This is a genomic window from Shimia sp. CNT1-13L.2, assembly GCF_024331145.1.
Taxonomy (GTDB): domain Bacteria; phylum Pseudomonadota; class Alphaproteobacteria; order Rhodobacterales; family Rhodobacteraceae; genus Shimia.
Genome location: NZ_JANDJO010000001.1, coordinates 214,221 through 230,568, shown reverse-complemented (window position 1 = coordinate 230,568; position 16,348 = coordinate 214,221). Strand labels below are relative to the sequence as shown.

General features: G+C 62.7%; 18 protein-coding genes. 3 read left to right on the top strand and 15 right to left on the bottom strand.

Features of this window, described 5'->3' with window-relative positions:
• Positions 1-45 precede the first annotated feature (45 nt).
• From NNA36_RS01105 to NNA36_RS01095, 3 genes are read left to right on the top strand one after another with little or no spacing between them, the layout of a single operon-like run.
• Positions 46-684, top strand: a complete 639-nt coding sequence (locus tag NNA36_RS01105) for an acyl-homoserine-lactone synthase (RefSeq protein WP_255103450.1) — start codon at positions 46-48, stop codon at positions 682-684.
• A 42-nt stretch (positions 685-726) separates the two neighbouring features.
• Complete coding sequence (locus NNA36_RS01100) at positions 727-2,259, top strand: ATP-dependent RecD-like DNA helicase (RefSeq protein ID WP_255103448.1); 1,533 nt, start codon at positions 727-729, stop codon at positions 2,257-2,259.
• Entirely contained in the window at positions 2,256-2,966 is a 711-nt protein-coding gene (locus tag NNA36_RS01095; protein ID WP_255103446.1) for an SDR family oxidoreductase, read from the top strand. The genes NNA36_RS01100 and NNA36_RS01095 overlap by 4 nt, the downstream gene beginning before the upstream one ends.
• Positions 2,967-3,079: 113 nt before the next feature.
• Here the strand turns inward: NNA36_RS01095 and NNA36_RS01090 are convergent, their stop codons facing one another.
• The 15 genes from NNA36_RS01090 to NNA36_RS01020 all read right to left on the bottom strand — a co-directional run bounded on the left by NNA36_RS01090 (position 3,080) and on the right by NNA36_RS01020 (position 16,232).
• Positions 3,080-3,850: a TIGR02186 family protein gene (locus tag NNA36_RS01090; protein ID WP_255103444.1), complete on the bottom strand. Its 771-nt coding sequence runs from the start codon at positions 3,848-3,850 to the stop codon at positions 3,080-3,082.
• 1 nt (position 3,851) lies between these two features.
• Complete coding sequence (locus NNA36_RS01085; RefSeq protein ID WP_255103442.1) at positions 3,852-4,769, bottom strand: sulfite exporter TauE/SafE family protein; 918 nt, start codon at positions 4,767-4,769, stop codon at positions 3,852-3,854.
• Between the two features lie 149 nt (positions 4,770-4,918).
• Positions 4,919-5,887 (bottom strand): ABC transporter permease, encoded by a 969-nt coding sequence (locus NNA36_RS01080; protein WP_255104374.1) that lies wholly within the window; start codon positions 5,885-5,887, stop codon positions 4,919-4,921.
• Entirely contained in the window at positions 5,887-6,981 is a 1,095-nt protein-coding gene (locus NNA36_RS01075; RefSeq protein ID WP_255103441.1) for an ABC transporter permease, read from the bottom strand. Before NNA36_RS01075 ends, NNA36_RS01080 begins: the two co-directional genes overlap by 1 nt.
• Positions 6,981-8,510 carry an ABC transporter ATP-binding protein gene (locus NNA36_RS01070; RefSeq protein WP_255103439.1) on the bottom strand — a complete coding sequence of 510 codons (1,530 nt, stop codon included), beginning with the start codon at positions 8,508-8,510 and terminating at the stop codon, positions 6,981-6,983. The genes NNA36_RS01075 and NNA36_RS01070 overlap by 1 nt, the downstream gene beginning before the upstream one ends.
• Entirely contained in the window at positions 8,507-8,863 is a 357-nt protein-coding gene (locus NNA36_RS01065) for a molecular chaperone GroEL (RefSeq protein WP_255103437.1), read from the bottom strand. The genes NNA36_RS01070 and NNA36_RS01065 overlap by 4 nt, the downstream gene beginning before the upstream one ends.
• Positions 8,864-8,959: 96 nt before the next feature.
• A complete protein-coding gene (locus NNA36_RS01060) occupies positions 8,960-9,955 on the bottom strand; it encodes a BMP family protein (protein ID WP_255103435.1) in 996 nt (331 codons plus the stop codon).
• A 160-nt stretch (positions 9,956-10,115) separates the two neighbouring features.
• On the bottom strand, positions 10,116-10,529 hold the full coding sequence (locus tag NNA36_RS01055) for a GNAT family N-acetyltransferase (RefSeq protein WP_255103433.1): 414 nt from the start codon (positions 10,527-10,529) through the stop codon (positions 10,116-10,118).
• Complete coding sequence (tsaB, locus tag NNA36_RS01050) at positions 10,526-11,098, bottom strand: tRNA (adenosine(37)-N6)-threonylcarbamoyltransferase complex dimerization subunit type 1 TsaB (RefSeq protein WP_255103431.1); 573 nt, start codon at positions 11,096-11,098, stop codon at positions 10,526-10,528. The genes NNA36_RS01055 and tsaB overlap by 4 nt, the downstream gene beginning before the upstream one ends.
• A gap of 12 nt (positions 11,099-11,110) precedes the next feature.
• Positions 11,111-11,488, bottom strand: a complete 378-nt coding sequence (locus tag NNA36_RS01045) for a GFA family protein (protein WP_255103429.1) — start codon at positions 11,486-11,488, stop codon at positions 11,111-11,113.
• A gap of 64 nt (positions 11,489-11,552) precedes the next feature.
• A complete protein-coding gene (locus NNA36_RS01040; RefSeq protein ID WP_255103427.1) occupies positions 11,553-12,116 on the bottom strand; it encodes a NifU family protein in 564 nt (187 codons plus the stop codon).
• 76 nt (positions 12,117-12,192) lie between these two features.
• Positions 12,193-12,783: a 2-hydroxychromene-2-carboxylate isomerase gene (locus tag NNA36_RS01035; RefSeq protein ID WP_255103425.1), complete on the bottom strand. Its 591-nt coding sequence runs from the start codon at positions 12,781-12,783 to the stop codon at positions 12,193-12,195.
• Positions 12,780-13,235, bottom strand: a complete 456-nt coding sequence (locus NNA36_RS01030) for a universal stress protein (RefSeq protein WP_255103423.1) — start codon at positions 13,233-13,235, stop codon at positions 12,780-12,782. Before NNA36_RS01030 ends, NNA36_RS01035 begins: the two co-directional genes overlap by 4 nt.
• A gap of 91 nt (positions 13,236-13,326) precedes the next feature.
• Complete coding sequence (locus NNA36_RS01025; RefSeq protein WP_255103421.1) at positions 13,327-14,193, bottom strand: branched-chain amino acid aminotransferase; 867 nt, start codon at positions 14,191-14,193, stop codon at positions 13,327-13,329.
• Positions 14,194-14,348: 155 nt separating this feature from the next.
• Positions 14,349-16,232: a PhoX family phosphatase gene (locus NNA36_RS01020; protein WP_255103420.1), complete on the bottom strand. Its 1,884-nt coding sequence runs from the start codon at positions 16,230-16,232 to the stop codon at positions 14,349-14,351.
• Positions 16,233-16,348: the final 116 nt, after the last annotated feature.

Here is a 16,348-nt window from a genome sequence, read left to right as displayed (position 1 = left end):
TGTTCTAGGTCTGTTCCTGCGCTTTTATGCGGGAGGGACGCAAGAATGCTCCGTTATCTCTATGCCGATCAATTGCAGGACCGCCCCGGGCTGGCCCATGCGATGTACGTCGACCGTGCCGATCAGTTCAAAACGCGCCTGGGCTGGGATGTGACGGTGAATGCGGACGGCGAAGAGCGTGATGAGTACGATGCGTTGAACCCGCTTTATATCCTCTGGGAAAAGGCGGATGGCGGGCATGGCGGCTCAATGCGGCTTTTGCCAACGACCGGCCCCTGCATGATCAACGATCACTTTTCCGAGCTGACGGATGGTGTGCGGATCGAAAGCCCGCTGATCTGGGAATGCACGAGGTTCTGCCTCGCGCGGGACGCCGAGCCGAAAACGGCGGGCGCCCTGATGCTGGCGGGCAGCGAGGTGCTGCGCGGCTTCGGGATCGAATATCTTGTGGGCGTGTTTGATGCGCGCATGGTGCGAATTTACCGGATGATCGGCTCATCGCCCGAGGTGATCGGGACAAAGGGCACAGGACGGGACCGGATCAGTGTCGGGCTCTGGTCGTTTGGCGAGGATACCCATCGCACCATGGCCGAGCGTGCGGGCATTCCGGTTGCAACGTCGAAACTGTGGTTCGAACAGGCCTTTGGTGGCACGCATCCCGCGGATCTTGCGGCGAGTGCGTAATGGCGGCTGGTGCTTGGCAAGGGGCGGTTGTAGGGTCGCCCCATGACGAGCGCGCTGACCCTTTCCCACGACCAGGCCGAGGCCTTTGACTCCATTACCGAGCTGCTGCGCGGCGCGGGGATCGACCTTGATGACAGCCTGCTGACGCCGCCGCGCGACGGCAAGAGCGCCGTGGCCGCGGTGATCGGCAAGGCGGGGTCGGGCAAGACGCTTTTGCTTGCCGAACTGGTGAAGGCGCTCGAGGCGGCGGGGGTCGATATTGTCTCGGGCGACTACGAGGGCAAGAAGCGCCCGGACCGGCGGACGCTGGCCATTCTGGCGCCGACCAACAAGGCCGCGAGCGTGTTGCGGATGCGCGGTGTGCCCGCGACCACGATTCACCGGATCATCTATACCCCCGTCTATGACCCCGAATACGAAAAGATCGCCGAATGGCTGTCGGGCGAGGGCGAAAAGCCCGAGATCGAAGGGTTGACGGAAGAGGCGCTGGAGCGGGCCTTTGCCTTTTACCAGTTGCACAAGTCGATCCCCGGTGCGCTGGCGGCGGCGGGTTTGCGGGGGTCGGATTTCATCACCGGCTGGAAACGGCGCGACGAGCCGCTGGATATCGGGTTCATTGATGAATCCTCGATGCTGGATGACAAGCAGTTCGAGGACCTGAAAGAGATTTTCCCGACGCTGGTTCTGTTTGGCGATCCGGCCCAGCTTGCGCCGGTGAACAAGGGCGGCGGTGGCATGGTGTTCGAAACCCTGCCACCGAAATCGCGCTTTGAGCTAAGCCGCGTGCACCGGCAGCAGGCGGACAACCCGATCCTGGACCTGGCCCATGCGCTGGCTGATCCGGCGATGGGGTTCGAGGATTTCGAGAGGCTGGTTGAAGAGACCGCGAAACGCGATGACCGTGTGGTCTGGAGCCAGCGGGTCGAGGTGGACCTGATGGCGCGGTCGCCGGTGCTGGTGTGGCGCAACGCAACGCGCATCCGGCTGATCAACGCGTTCCGGCAGGTGCATGGCGCGCCCGAGGATGCGCTTTTGGAAGGCGAGCCGCTGGTCTGTGACGGGATCGAACTGCCGCTCAAGCATCGCAAGAAACGGCTGGACCTCGAGGCGCGGGGGCTGATCAAGGGGGCGCAGGTGATTTATCTCGGCCCCGGCCGCAAACCGGGATTTTCGCGTCTGCACGTGATGGGCGCGGAAGATCCGCAGGTGTCGGCGGCGTCGATCGTGAAGATCGAGAAACCGGACGAGGAAGAGCCGTTTATCCCCTATGCGGCGCGGATGGGCGCGACCTTTCTGCACGGGGCGGCGGTGACCATTCACAAGGCGCAAGGCTCGCAATGGGAGAACGTTCAGGTCTTTGCGCCGGACATTTACGCGGCGGCGCGGATGGGGCGGTCGGAAGCGGGCCAGCCCCTGTGGAAGCGGCTGGCCTATGTGGCGGTGACGCGGGCCTCGGAGCGGCTGTTCTGGGTGGTGCGCAACCGGCTGGCACGCCCATCGGATTCGTTGCGCACGGATGATTTGCGAGTGGCGCCAGCGCCGCTCAAGCTGGAACAGGCGGAGGGTGAGACATGAAAAGCGTGATCGTGACCGGGGCGAGCTCGGGCATTGGGCGGGCGACGGCCGAGGAATTCCTGAAAGCGGGCTGGCGTGTGGGTGTCGTGGCCCGGCGCGAAGACAGGCTGCGCGAAGTGGGAGACCATGAGAACGCGGTTGTGTTGCCGGGGGATGTGACCGACGCGGCGGCGATGGAAGAGGTGTTTGCCCGCTTCGTGGCCGAAGCCGGGCGGCTGGATGTGCTGTTCAACAACGCAGGGATTTTTGGCACGGCGGGGCCGATTGACGAGATCCCGCTGGAGGATTTCGAGCGGGTGATGGATGTCAACATTCGCGGCATGTTCATCTGCGCGCGTCTGGCGTTCGGACAGATGCGTCGACAAGACCCAAGGGGCGGGCGGATCATCAACAACGGCTCGCTTTCGGCGCACAATCCGCGGCCCGGCTCGGTGAGCTATACCACCAGCAAACATGCGATCACCGGTCTGACACGGACGCTCTCGCTGGATGGGCGGGACTTTGACATCGCCTGCGGGCAGATCGATATCGGCAATGCGGAAAGCGAGCTGGTGGCGATGCTGAGGGACAAGTCGCCGGAGATGCAGACCATGGGCGTGGAGAATGCCGCGCGCTCGGTGGTGCATATGGCCAGCATGCCGCCAGAGGCCAACGTGCAGTTCATGACCGTGATGGCGACCAAGATGCCCTATATCGGGCGCGGCTGACCAGGGCGGGGGGCAGGCTTTTCGAAAAGCCTGCCGGAACGCCTTTGCAAAGGCGTTCTTTCGGCGTTTGAATTGAGGGGGAGGGAAAGCCTTTCGAAAGGCTTTCCGCCGACTTATCCGCCCTGTCGGATAAAGCGGAAGGCGGCGGAGGCGCCCCAGCCGGCTGCGATGGCGATGGCCAGCGACAGGAGACCGTAGACCAGCGGTTGCTGGCGCGAGAGGTTGAAGAGCCAGCGTTCCAGCCCGACCTTGCGCACGTCGATCGTGGTTTCGTACTGCGAGACGACGTCGCCCCCGCGCGTCAGGAAGATGCGCGTCAGGTAATCGCCCTCGGTCAGGTTGGCAGGCAGTTTGACCGAGGTGTTGAACAGGGTCTGCTGGTCGACCTCCACGGTGTTTTCCAGCACCTGGTAGAGACCGTTGTCGGTGCGGATGCGGGCCACGGCTTCGGAGAATTCCTGGGCGTTTTTCACATCCATCGGTGCGCCGACAGACCGGATGGCGCGAGGGATCGAGATCTTGTGGCGCAGGTCCTCGATGTCTTTCACGATCTCCTTGAATGGGCCGGAGGTGGCCACGGCATAGAAGCTGGGCGCGGCGTCGACCTCGACGCTGTCGGTATTGACCCAGATGCCGAGGCGCTTTTCCTTGCGGCGCACGACGACGGGAAGTTTGGGCCCGGACACGGCAACAACCACTTCAAGGGGATGGGCCTCGGGGATCGCGGTTTCGCGTTTCACCGCGCCGAAGATCAGGATCTCGGAGCCATCGAAATTGGCGGTGATGGCGACACGGTTCTGGCTCATGCCGAGGACGACCTGTTCCTCTGCGGCCAGCACCGAGGGCGCGATCAGGAAAATGAGGGCGGCAAGACAGCGGAGCATCCTAGTGTCCTCCCACTGCGCCGAGCGAGTAGAGTTCGTTCGGCATGACGAGAAGATCAAAGGCCAGTTTGCCACAGACGGCGAGGACGAGGGCGGCCAGAAGGATGCGCAGTTGTTCCGCCTTGAGACGGGTGCCGATGCGGGTGCCGATCTGTGCGCCGATGACGCCACCGACCAGGAGAAGCACTGCCAAAGCCATGTCTACGGTATAGTTGGTGGTGGCGTGCAGAAGGGTGGTGAAGGCGGTAACAAAGATGATCTGGAACAGCGAAGTGCCCACCACGACCTTGGTGGGCATGCCCAGCAGGTAGATCATCGCGGGGACCATGATGAAGCCGCCGCCCACGCCCATGATGGCGGCGAGGATCCCCACGCAGAGGCCCACCAGAAGCGGCGGGATGACCGAGATGTAGAGACCCGAGACACGGAAGCGCATCTTGAAGGGCAGACCATGAATCCAGTTGTGTTTCTTGCGTTGCGGCGGTGCGGAGTTGCCGCGCGACTTGCGGATCGCGTTCAGGCTTTCGATGAACATCAGGCCGCCGATGATGCCGAGGAAGATCACGTAGCAAAGCTTGACCAGCAGATCGACCTGACCGAGCGACTTGAGATAGTTGAAGATGAACACGCCGAGGCCCGCCCCGGCAAGGCCGCCGACAAGCAGGACACATCCCATCTTTAAGTCGACGGTTCGTCGTTTCAGGTGGGCGAGAACCCCCGAGAAGGACGAGGCCACGATCTGGTTGGCTTCGGTGGCAACGGCCACTGCCGGTGGAATGCCGATGAAGAACAACAGCGGCGTCATCAGGAAGCCGCCGCCCACACCGAACATGCCGGACAGAATGCCCACGATTCCGCCCAATCCGAGCAGCAGGAAAGCGTTCACGGAGACTTCGGCGATGGGGAGGTAGATCTGCATGAAACCAGTTAGCGTTACCGTGGAAAAGAATGCAACACATGTGCCGGTCAAAAGGTCGACAGGCTTGATGATTAGTTGCCGATTGGACTTATGGGTTTGCTTGGCTGGCCCCATTCAGGGCCAGCCGGATCACCATGAGAGCCGTTGGCCTAGCGTTCCTTGACGTAGGGCTCGCCTCCGGCACGTGGCGGGATGGCCTTGCCGACAAAGCCTGCGAGAATCACTACGGTCAGGATGTAGGGCAATGCACCCAGCAACTGGCCCTGTACCTTGATGCCGATCACGGTTTCGATCAGGTCGGGACGCAGTTCGAGCGCCTGGAAAAGGCCGAACAGAAGGGTTGCCCAGAGCGCGTACCATGGGCGCCATTTGGCAAAGATCAGCGCGGCAAGCGCGATATAGCCACGGCCTGCGGTCATGTCTTTTACGAAGCCAGCCTGCAGGGCGGTGGCAAGGTAGGCCCCTGCGAGGCCGCAGAGCACGCCGCAGATCATCACGGCGGCAAAGCGCAGGCCAACCACCGAGACACCGGCGGTATCGACCGAGGCCGGGTTTTCACCAACCGCACGCAGGCGCAGGCCGAAACGGGTGCGGTACAGAACCCACCATGTCAGCGGGACCAGCGCAAAGGCGATATAGACAAGGATCGGATGGCCCGAGATCAGTTCCTGATAGACCGGGCCGAGGATCGGCACGTCCTTGAGGGCTTCGGCAAACGGTAGGGTGATCGGTTCGAACCGCGCCGCCCCTTCGAGTTGCGGCGTGCGGCCGCCCTGTTTGAACCAGTCCTGCGCGATCAGCACGGTCATGCCGCTGGCCAGCATGGTGATGGCAAGACCCGAGATCAGCTGGTTGCCACGGAAGGTGATAGAGGCGAGGCCGTGGATGCCCGACAGAAGCAGCGAGACACCGACACCCGCGAGCAGGCCAAGCCAGACCGAGCCGGTGGTATAGGCAAAGGCGGCAGAGAAGAAGGCCGCTGCCAGCATCTTGCCCTCAAGGCCGATGTCGAAGATGCCCGCGCGTTCCGAATAGAGACCGGCAAGGCAGGCCAGAAGGAGCGGCGTTGCGAGACGAACGGTGGTGTCGAGCAGTTGAACGAGGCTGAGGAAATCCATCATGCGTCTCCCTTGCGCAGAGCGAGGAACATTTTTTCAAGCGGCATGCGCACCATGTTGTCGAGGGCTCCGGTGAAGAGGATCACTAGCGCCTGGATCACCACGATCAGTTCGCGCGGGATGTCTGTCCAGAGGGCGAGTTCCGCACCGCCCTGGTAGAGGAAGCCGAACAGGATTGCGGCAAGGAAGACGCCGAAGGGGTGGCTGCGGCCCATGAGGGCAACGGCGATCCCGATGAAACCGGCCCCTTCGGTGAAGTTCAGCACAAGGCGTTCGCTTTCGCCCATCGTGGTGTTGATGGCCATCATGCCCGCCAGTGCGCCGGAGATCAGCATCGATATCACGGTGATGCGGACGGGCGAGATACCGGCGTATTTCGCACCACTTTCGGAATGGCCGAAGGCGCGGATTTCATAGCCGAGCTTGGTGCGCCAGATCAGGAACCAGACGAGGACACAGGCCGCGAGGGCGATGAAGAAGGACACGTTGGCCGGGGCACCGCGGAACAGGATGTTATCGGCGGTCGAGAACATGTCGCGGAATGTGGGCAGGTGGGTGGCCTCGGGGAACTTGGCGCTGGCCGGGTCCATCGAGCCGCGTGGACGCAGGAGGCTGACCAGCACATAGTTCAGCAGGGCAGCAGCGATGAAGTTGAACATGATGGTGGTGATCACCACGTGGCTGCCGCGTTTGGCCTGCAGGTAGGCCGGGATCAGCGCCCAGAAGGCACCGAAGATGGCGGCACCCGCGCTGGCACCGAGGATGGCCAGCGACCAATGCGGCCAGGGGATGTAGAGACAGGCCAGCGCAACACCGAGGCCGCCGAGCATGGCCTGGCCTTCGCCGCCGATGTTGAACATGCGGGCGTGGAAGGCGACCGAGACGGCAAGGCCGGTGAAGATGAAGTTGGTGGCATAGTAGAGCGTATAACCCCAACCGGACGAGCGCATCAGCGCGCCGTCAACCATCAGCTTGAAGGCGGTCCAGGGGTTTTCCCCGATCGCAAGGATCACGAGGGCCGAAAGGAGGGCCGACAGGACCAGCGAAATCAGGGGGATCAGGACGATATCCGCCCAATGAGGCATCTTTTCCATTATGCGGCCTCTCCGTTCATGCCGGCCATCAGGAGGCCGAGTTCTTTTTCATCTGTTTGTGCGGGATCGCGTTCGCCCATGATCTGGCCGTCGAACATCACCGCGATGCGATCGCTGAGCGACATGATCTCGTCGAGTTCGACCGAGACAAGGAGGATGGCCTTGCCCTGATCGCGCAGGTTGACGATCTGCTGGTGGATGAACTCGATCGCGCCGATGTCGACGCCGCGGGTGGGTTGCCCGATCAGAAGAAGGTCGGGGTTGCGTTCGATTTCGCGGGCCACGACGATCTTCTGCTGGTTGCCGCCGGAAAAGTTCTTGGCGGCAAGGCGCGGGTGGGGCGGACGGACGTCGAAACGGTCCATCTGTTCCTGCGCCTTGGCGAGGATGCCGGCGTTGTCCATCAGGAGGCCGTTTTGGTAGGCCGGGTCATGGTGGTAGCCAAAGACCGAGTTTTCCCAGGCCGCGTATTCCATGATCAGGCCTTCGCGCTGGCGGTCTTCAGGGACATGCGCGATGCCGGCGGCGCGGCGGGATTTGCCGTGCGCGCCCTTGCCGATGAGCGGCAGGGTGGCGCCGTTCATGGTAATGTCGCCGGTGGCGTTCATGTAGCCGCCCAGCACCTCGAGCAGTTCCGACTGGCCGTTGCCGGCAACCCCGGCAATGCCGAGGATTTCGCCGCGCCGCACGGTGAGGTCGATGCCCTTGACGCGTTCGACGCCCTTGTCATCGGTGACGCGGAGGTTCCTGACCTCTAGAACGGTGTCGCCGGGGGTGGCGGGTTTCTTGTCAACGCGCAGCAGGACCTTGCGGCCCACCATCAGCTCGGCCAGGTGTTCCGGGCTGGTTTCCGAGGTTTTTACGGTGTCCGTCATCTGGCCGCGGCGCATGACCGAGACGGAATCGGTGATATCCATGATCTCGCGCAGCTTGTGGGTGATGAGGATGATGGTTTTGCCCTCTTCGCGCAGGCGGTCGAGGATGCGGAACAGCTGGTCCGCCTCGGCCGGGGTCAGCACGCCGGTGGGTTCGTCGAGGATCAGGATATCTGCCTGACGGTAGAGCGCCTTGAGGATTTCAACCCGCTGCTGGTGACCGACCGAGAGGTTTTCGATCATCGCGTCTGGATCGACGTTCAGCTCGTATTCCTTGGCGAGATGGGCCAGTTCCTTGCGGGCCTTGGCAAGAGAGGGGCGCAAGAGGCCGCCGTCTTCGGCACCGAGGATGATGTTTTCCAGAACCGTGAAGTTCTCGACCAGCTTGAAATGCTGAAAGACCATGCCAATCCCGGCGGCGATGGCAGCCTGTGAATCGGGGATCTGGGTTTTCTGGCCCTTGATGAAGATCTCGCCCTTGTCGGCCTTGTAGAAGCCGTAAAGGATTGACATCAAAGTGGATTTCCCGGCGCCGTTTTCGCCGATGATACCGTGGATGGTACCGGGCATGACGGAAATCGAGATGTCCTTATTGGCCTGAACCGGGCCGAAGGCCTTGGAGATGCCTTTCAGTTCGATGGCGGGTGCTGTCATTCGGGCTCTCCCAAACCGACGAAGCCGATCAGGCGCGCGGGGCGGTCTTCGGCATCGCATTCGATGAAGTACTGGCCAAGCTGCACGGTGCCGTCCGCCATGCGGAATTCGACGGTGGCGCGGTGATGGCCTTGGGTTGTGCTTTGGGACACGACCGCAGCGGTCGCGCCGGGGGCGTATTGCGTATACATGCCGACATAGTCAACCAGTGCCGCGAGGGAAGTGATCGGCTCGGGCGTGCGCGGGTCGAGGTAGTGGATGTCGGGGGATAGGCTTTGGCCGAGGGCCGCCGCGCGGGCGTCTGCATCTGTCAGGCCCCAGGCGGAAAAGAAACTGGCAATCGCGTCTGACATCTGTGTCCTTTCGCGGGGTCGCGAGGGCGATGAACCCTTTTGACCGAATGGGCGGCCCGATGAGGCCGCCCACGGTATTTCAACTCATCAGGCTGATCAGAACTGGAGAACCGAGCAGCTTTCGTTGTCTGCGTAGTTCTCGACCTTGATCTCGCCGCTGATGATGCCTGCGGTCGCCATGTCGACGGCCTTGGTCATGTCAGCGGTGACCAGAGGTGCGTTGTTGTCGTCCATTGCAACGCCAACGCCCTGGGCCGCGAGGTTCAAGTTCTGGAAGCCGGGAGCGAGGTCTGCGCCGTCCTTGAGGGCGTTGTAAACCGCGACGTCAACGCGCTTGAGCATCGAAGTCAGGACTTTGCCCGGGTGCAGGTGGTTCTGGTTGCTGTCCACGCCGATCGACAGGATGCCTTCGTCGGCTGCGGTTTGCAGAACACCAACGCCGGTGCCGCCTGCTGCAGCGTAAACCACGTCAGCGCCCTGTGCGATCTGCGCCTTGGTCAGTTCCGAGCCTTTAACCGGGTCGTTCCATGCCGCTGGGGTGGTGCCGGTCATGTTGGCAACGATGGTGGCGTCAGGGTTGACCGATTTCACGCCCTGGGCATAGCCGCAGGCGAATTTGCGGATCAGCGGGATGTCCATGCCGCCGATAAAGCCGACGGTGCCCGACTTGGAAGCCTTGGCGGCCATGACGCCAGCCAGGAACGAGCCTTCATGCTCGGCAAAGGAGATGGTCTGAACGTTGGGCAGGTTGGCCCAGCCGTCGATGTTCACGAACTTGGTGTCCGGGTAATCGGGAGCGACTTCCTCGATCGGGGTGGTCATGGCAAAGCCCATGGTCACGATCGGGTTGGCGCCTGCCTCGGCGAAACGGCGCAGGGCCTGTTCGCGCTGGGCTTCGGACTGAAGCTCGATCTCTAGGTATTTGCCACCGGTTTCATTCGCCCAACGCTCGGCGCCGTTGAAGCCCGCTTCGTTGAAGGATTTGTCGAATTTGCCGCCGAGGTCGAAAATCACCGCCGGTTCGGCCATTGCGGCGCCAGCAGTCAGCGCCATAGCAGCAGCGGCGCCGATGAATTTGTGCATTAGGGTCATGTGTCTCTCCCAAACGTTGAAGTGGCTGGTCATTGCGTTGCCAGCCTTTCGAATTGGACTGATCCTGTCAGATCACATGCCAGTAAGGCCGCAGGGATGCGGGGTGGTCAAGGCGGATTCGACCATTTGGACAAGATTCAGCAACATTTGATGGATGACGCTAGGGAAGCCGCTTGCCCATGACGCGCGCGTCGATCCGGCTGCCGTCGGGGCGCTGGTAGTAGCCGCTGCGGATCGCGCGATCCTCGTAACCTGCGGATTGGTAGAGCGCGATGGCCGGCGCATTGTCAGCGGCCACTTCGAGAAAGGCTTCGGTGGCAGCGAGGGTTTGGGCCTGGGTTTCGAAGGCAGTGAGCCAGTGGCGGCCGCGGCCCTGACGGCGGACGTCGGGGTGGGTGGCGATGGTAAGGAGTTCGGCTTCGCCCGCGATCACGCGGCCCAGAGCAAATCCGGTTGTGTCACCGACCACAAAGCAGAAGGGCGAGGCCAGGAGATCGGCGAATTCCTGTTCTGACCAGGGGCGCGACTGTGTGAAGGCGGCAGCATGCAGGGCTGCGAGCTGGGCCGGGGTCATGGCAGGATGGTTGGCGCCGGATCGCGCGGCGGGGCGGCATCGGCGGCCTTGATGTAAAGCGGGGCCGGACGGGTCGGGGTCTCTGCGTGGCGCAGGAGGGCGACGCGGGCGATATTCTCGGCAAGCAGTGCTGGTGCGGGGGGCATGAGGACGGGTAGGTCGGTCTCAAGCGTCTGAAGCAGGGCCGGGGCGGCATCGGGGAGGATGGCATAGACCTGATCGCGCGGGGCAGGGACGGTGGGGACGTGCGGATCCGGCTGGCCAAACGATGTTGCGTCGAAAGTGGAGACGCCCACGGCGGGGATGTTCAGGGCCAGCGCCAGTCCGCGTGCCGCCGAGACGGAAATACGGATGCCGGTGAAATTGCCGGGGCCGACGCCGACGCCGATTGCGGTGAGGTCTGCCCATTCAAAGCCCGCTTCGGCAAGGGTTTCTTCGAGAAGCGGCATCAGGCGTTCGGCCTGACCGCGCGCCATGTCTTCGGTTTTCTGCGCGACGACGGTCTCGTCTTGCAGGAGCGCGGCCGTGCAATGGGGGCCGGAGGTGTCGAAACCAAGGATCAGCGTCACGGGGGCGGTCTTTCAGTCAGCGGCGTTCAGGGTGTTTCGGCCAGAGGCCGAGACGCGTTCGAGGGTGTCTTCGATGAGCAGCCATGGATAGGTGGAATCGGCGTGGCAATGGATGCGGGGCGGCAGGCGGTCGGCCTGATCAATCAGGCCAAGCGGTACGTAAACCTGATCGGGGAGGTAGTCAAAGGTTGCCATCAGCGGCGAGCCGCAGGACGGGCAGTTCCACCGCGTGACGCCCGCGGTGTGGGAGACGCCGGGGCCCTGGTTCGGGGTGGCGGACAGATCGGCGGCGCGAAAGGCAGCGAAGGCACCGACGGGCGCGCCGGTCCAGCGGCGGCAATCCGAGCAGTGGCAATAGGCCACCGTCAGGGGAGCTGTGTCCGAATGCAAAGAGACGGCGCCGCAATAGCACCGTCCCGTAAAGGCCGTATCGGCCGAAGGCGTCGGGGGGCCGTCAGACGGCAACCGGGCGTACCTCGGTCACTTCGGGGATATAGTGGCGCAGAAGGTTCTCGATCCCCATTTTCAGGGTGAGGGTCGAGGAGGGGCAGCCCGCGCAGGCCCCCTGCATGTGCAGGTAGACAACGCCGCGATCGAAACCGTGGAAGGTGATGTCACCGCCATCCTGTGCCACTGCGGGGCGGACGCGGGTATCAAGAAGTTCCTTGATCTGGACAACGATCTCACCGTCGGGGCCGTCGTGATCGGCGTGGCCGGAAGGGGCGATTGCCTCGCCTGCCATGACCGGCTGACCGGATTGGAAGTGCTCCATGATCGCGCCGAGGATGGCCGGTTTGATGTGGTCCCACTCGACGTTGTCGGCCTTGGTCACGGTGACAAAGTCATTGCCAAAGAAAACGCCGGTCACGCCGTTGACGGCAAACACGCGGCTGGCCAGCGGCGAGGCGCTTGCGCCTTCGGCAGAAGGAAAGTCCGCGGTGCCTGTTTCCAGCACGGTCTGGCCGGGCAGGAACTTGAGTGTTGCGGGGTTCGGTGTGGATTCGGTTTGAATGAACATGTGGGCACCTGCTTTCGAAGTTACATCGGATATGCGCCTTGGGGGGCCGTTAGTCAAGGTTTGGAATGGTTCTAAATCAGTGCCGGAGTGCGTGGTCCAAAGCCTGATCAAGACGGTCGTCGCCCCAGAACAGTTCCTTGCCGACGGTAAAGCTGGGCGCACCGAAGATGCCAAGGGAGATGGCCATATCGGTCTGATCGCGCAGGGCCTGTTTGACCTCGGGGCTTTGGGCCCGTTCGATGAGCGACAGAGGAAGGCCCGCGGTTTCGAGGCATTTCTTCAATGTGGCGGGGGCCGAGATGTCGGCGCCTTCGGCAAATTGCGCGGTGTAGACGGCGCGGCAGAATGCCGGCATGTCAGCGCCCGCGGCAATCGCGAGGCGGGCGGCGTTCAGCCCGTTTTGCGGGAAGGTGTCTGGCCGTTGGAGGGGCAAGCCACGCGCGGCACAGAGGCGTTCCATGTCGCGCCACATGTATCGGCCCTTGGCGGGATAGAGGTTGAAGGGCGAGGTGGTCCAGCCCTGCGCGGCGAAAATCGGGCCAAGCAGGAAGGGCCGCCAGCGCAGGGTGATGCCGCGCTCACGGGCCATGTCTTCGATCCGCATCGTCGTGAGATAGGAATAGGTCGAGGCGAATTCGAACCAGTAGTCCAGCGCGGGCGCGCTCATGTGATGGCTTCGAGCCGTTCCTTTGAGAGATCGCCGGGCACCACGGTGATCGGGATCGGAAGGCTGCCGGAGTTGCGGGACATCTGGGTCACCAGCGGGCCGGGACCTTTCTTGTCGGTCCCTGCGCCAAGCACCAGAACCCCGATGTCTTTGTCTTCTGAAATCTGGTCGAGGATTTCGCGTACCGCCTCGCCTTCGCGAATGACCAGTTCGGGATCAACACCCTGCTTGTCGCGCATCCATTTGGCGAAAACTTCGAAATGCGCGTGAATGCGTTCGCGGGCTTCTTCGCGCATCACCTCGCCAACGCTCATCCAGTGATTGAACTCGTCCGGCGGAATGATCGACAGGATCTGCACACCGCCCTGCGTATGGGCCGCACGCATCGCCGCGAAGCGCATTGCGTTCAGGCATTCGCGACTGTCGTCCAGAACAACGAGGAATTTACGCATCATCAGTCTCCCTTGCGGCGATCATGGCCGATGGTTTGGGCGGTGGCAATGAAAGAAGATAAGTCCAGGCCGGGTTTGCCGTTGCGCGGGATCAGGCGGAATGCGCCCAGTCCCAATAAAGCTCGCGCACACGGCGCGTGACCGGACCCACCTGATACTGGCGATCATCAAAGGCGGTGACAGGGGTGACCTTGGACATGTTGCCGGAAAGGAAAACCTCGTCCGCGTCTTCGAAGTCTTCAAAGGACAGGATGGCCTCGTGGACGGCCATGCCATCGGCCTTCATGTTGGCGATGTGGCGGGCGCGGGTGATGCCGGCAAGGAAAGTGCCGTTGGGGATGGGGGTGAAGACCTCGCCATCTTTGACCATGAAGACATTGGCGGTGGCGGATTCGGCGACATTACCCATGGCATCGGCCACCAGCGCATTGCCAAATCCCTTGGAGCGGGCCTCGACCAGCATCCGGGCATTGTTGGGATAGAGGCAGCCCGCCTTGGCGTTCACCACCGCATTGTCGAGGGTCGGGCGGCGAAAACGGGTGCGGGTGAGCGTTGTGGTCGCCTCGGCCGTGGCCATCGGCACGGCCTCGAGGGAAATGGCAAAGCCGGTGGCATCGGCTGTCGGGGCAATCGCGCTCTTGGTCATGTCGCCATCGATGCCCCAGTACATCGGGCGAATATAGACGGCCTCGTCCGCATGAAATCCTTCGAGACCTTCGCGAGTGATCTCCAGCATCGCCTCGACATCCATCGTGGGGGTCAGCATGAGCGCTTCGGCCGAACGATTCACGCGGGCCAGGTGCGCATCGAGATCAGGTGTGATGCCTTCGAAGAAGCGGGCGCCGTCAAACACCGTGGTGCCCAGCCATGCGCCGTGGTCGGCCGCGTTCATCACAGGAACATCGCCGTCGTGCCAGGTGCCGTTGAAATAGGTTCGGATGGTTTTGCTGATGGCCATGATCTGATCTCCCTCACTCGCTCGGGCGGATGCTAGACCCGGGAGGCGGGAAGGTCCATCCCCGGAAAGCGGCAAATGGAAAGCCCCCGACCGGGGGAGGTCGGGGGCGAAAAGTTTGGTTCTGAAAAGGATCTTTGGGGTAATCCGGGTTGCCCTTAGCCGATCAGGCCACCATCGGTGCGACGGATGGCGAAAACACCCGAACGCGGCACGCTGGTGCCACCGCGCGGGAAGTGGGAATTGCCCTTTTCGCCCGGGTGCTGGATGCCGACAAACATGGTGCGGCGATCCGGCGACCAGCAGATGCCGGTGACTTCGCACTCTTTCGGGCCAACCATGAAGCGGCGGATTTCGCCGGTCACCGTGTCCCCGCAGAGCATCTGGTTGTTGCCCATGCCGGCAAAGTCGCCTTCGTTGGAGTATTTGCCATCGGTCTGGATCCACAGCAGGCCGGTTTCGTCAAAGGCCATGCCGTCGGGCGAGTTGAACATGTTGCCCGCGTTGATGTTTTCAGAGCCGGCATAGGCGTCGTCGTGGACCTCCGGGTTGCCCGCCAGCGCAAACAGGTTCCAGGCAAAGCCGGGGGCGCTGTGGTCTTCGTTGTCGGGCATCCAGCGGGCGATCTGGCCATAGTTGTTGCCAACCCGCGGGTTCGGGCCGTTGGCCGGGGTGTCGTCGCCACCCTTGTTCGGCTTCTTGCCGCGGTTCTTGTTGTTGGTGAGCGCGACATAGGCTTCGGCCTTGGTCGGGTTCACCGCAACCCACTCGGGGCGGTCCATGGTGGTGGCACCGACCTTGGAAGCGGCCTGGCGGGTGTGGATGCGGATTTCCGCGTCGGACATGCCGGTGGTTTCCGGGGTCAGGGCCAGCCATTCGCCGCGCATGTCGTCGTGGAACTTGGCCACGAAGAGATCGCCGCTCTCAAGCAGGTCCGAGTTGTCGCCGGTGGCCGCGTAGGTGCCATGCGAGACGAACCTGTACAGAAACTCGCCACGCTCGTCGTCGCCGAGGTAGACAACCGCCTTGCCGTTTGCCGCGATGACAACGGCGGCGTTCTCGTGTTTGAAACGGCCAAGAGCGGTGCGCTTTTTCGGGGTCGAGGTGGGATCAAAGGGATCGATCTCGACGACATAGCCGGCGCGGTTGGGTTCGTTGGGGTTTTTCGAGACGTCGAAACGCTCGTCAATCTTGGCCCAGCCATAGCCCCAGTCTTTCGACGACACGCCGTAACGCTTGAGTTCGGCGCTGACCTCGTGGGCCTCGTCTGCGGCAGAGAAGTATCCGTTGAAGTTTTCCTCGCAGGTCAGGTAGGTGCCCCAGGGGGTTTCGCCGTTGCCGCAGTTGTTCCAGGTGCCAAGGGTCTTGGTGCCGCTCGGGTCGGCCGCGGTTTTCAGGAGGTCATGGCCAGCGGCGGGGCCTGTCAGGTCCATCTCGGTCCGGGGGGTGATGCGGCGGTTCAACTCGCTGTCGAGGACCACCTGCCAGGCGCCCTTTTCGTCGCGGGCCACTTCGAAGACCGAAACACCATGGGCCATCATGCCCTTTTCGATGTCGTCGCCGGTTTCAGGTTTGCCCTCGGGGCGGTTGCCCCAGATGATCTTGCGGTTGGTGTATTCATTGTTGATGGCCATGACGGTGCGGCCGTTGCGGGTGAAGATCGACATGCCGTCGTTGTTGTCCCCAAAGGCGCGGGCCTGGGTTGCGGCGGTGCCGCGGGTCACATCGTCAAACCCTTCGACGCCGCTCCACAGCGGATCGCCCCATTGCACCACCGGCTCCCATTCGAAGCCTTCCGGCACGGTGATGGTGTCGTCGGTGTTGGCGGCCACCTGGGCAAAGCCGAAACGGTCCCCGGCCTGTGCCTCGCGGGTCAGGGCGGTGGTGCCGACAAGGAAGGTGCCAAGGCCAAAGGTCATGACCCCGCCAAGAAAGCCGCGGCGCGACAGCGCAGTGTCGACGATCCGGTCGAATTCGGTTTCTTCCGGGCGCGGGTTCAGCAGTTCGTCATGTTCGTCAAACGAAAGATCTTCGTGGTCCATCTCTGGCTCCCTGTTCAGGTGGCTATCAGCCTAGTGCGTTCAGAGCGCAAAGCTAGGGGAGGAGAGATACAGATTCGTGACGGAGATATGTCGGCTATGTAACCGGGTGCCGTTAG

Coding starts and splice junctions, on each gene's coding strand:
- NNA36_RS01085 (WP_255103442.1), bottom strand. CDS start 4,769: ATGCAGATCTACCTCCCCATCGCCGAAGTCTCCGTGAACGCTTTCCTG.
- NNA36_RS01035 (WP_255103425.1), bottom strand. CDS start 12,783: ATGAGCGCGCCCGCGCTGGACTACTGGTTCGAATTCGCCTCGACCTAT.
- NNA36_RS01030 (WP_255103423.1), bottom strand. CDS start 13,235: ATGCGTAAATTCCTCGTTGTTCTGGACGACAGTCGCGAATGCCTGAAC.
- NNA36_RS01100 (WP_255103448.1), top strand. CDS start 727: ATGACGAGCGCGCTGACCCTTTCCCACGACCAGGCCGAGGCCTTTGAC.
- NNA36_RS01070 (WP_255103439.1), bottom strand. CDS start 8,510: ATGACAGCACCCGCCATCGAACTGAAAGGCATCTCCAAGGCCTTCGGC.
- NNA36_RS01060 (WP_255103435.1), bottom strand. CDS start 9,955: ATGACCCTAATGCACAAATTCATCGGCGCCGCTGCTGCTATGGCGCTG.
- NNA36_RS01020 (WP_255103420.1), bottom strand. CDS start 16,232: ATGGACCACGAAGATCTTTCGTTTGACGAACATGACGAACTGCTGAAC.
- NNA36_RS01025 (WP_255103421.1), bottom strand. CDS start 14,193: ATGGCCATCAGCAAAACCATCCGAACCTATTTCAACGGCACCTGGCAC.
- NNA36_RS01105 (WP_255103450.1), top strand. CDS start 46: ATGCTCCGTTATCTCTATGCCGATCAATTGCAGGACCGCCCCGGGCTG.
- NNA36_RS01095 (WP_255103446.1), top strand. CDS start 2,256: ATGAAAAGCGTGATCGTGACCGGGGCGAGCTCGGGCATTGGGCGGGCG.
- NNA36_RS01090 (WP_255103444.1), bottom strand. CDS start 3,850: ATGCTCCGCTGTCTTGCCGCCCTCATTTTCCTGATCGCGCCCTCGGTG.
- NNA36_RS01040 (WP_255103427.1), bottom strand. CDS start 12,116: ATGTTCATTCAAACCGAATCCACACCGAACCCCGCAACACTCAAGTTC.
- NNA36_RS01065 (WP_255103437.1), bottom strand. CDS start 8,863: ATGTCAGACGCGATTGCCAGTTTCTTTTCCGCCTGGGGCCTGACAGAT.
- NNA36_RS01055 (WP_255103433.1), bottom strand. CDS start 10,529: ATGACCCCGGCCCAGCTCGCAGCCCTGCATGCTGCCGCCTTCACACAG.
- NNA36_RS01080 (WP_255104374.1), bottom strand. CDS start 5,887: ATGGATTTCCTCAGCCTCGTTCAACTGCTCGACACCACCGTTCGTCTC.
- NNA36_RS01075 (WP_255103441.1), bottom strand. CDS start 6,981: ATGGAAAAGATGCCTCATTGGGCGGATATCGTCCTGATCCCCCTGATT.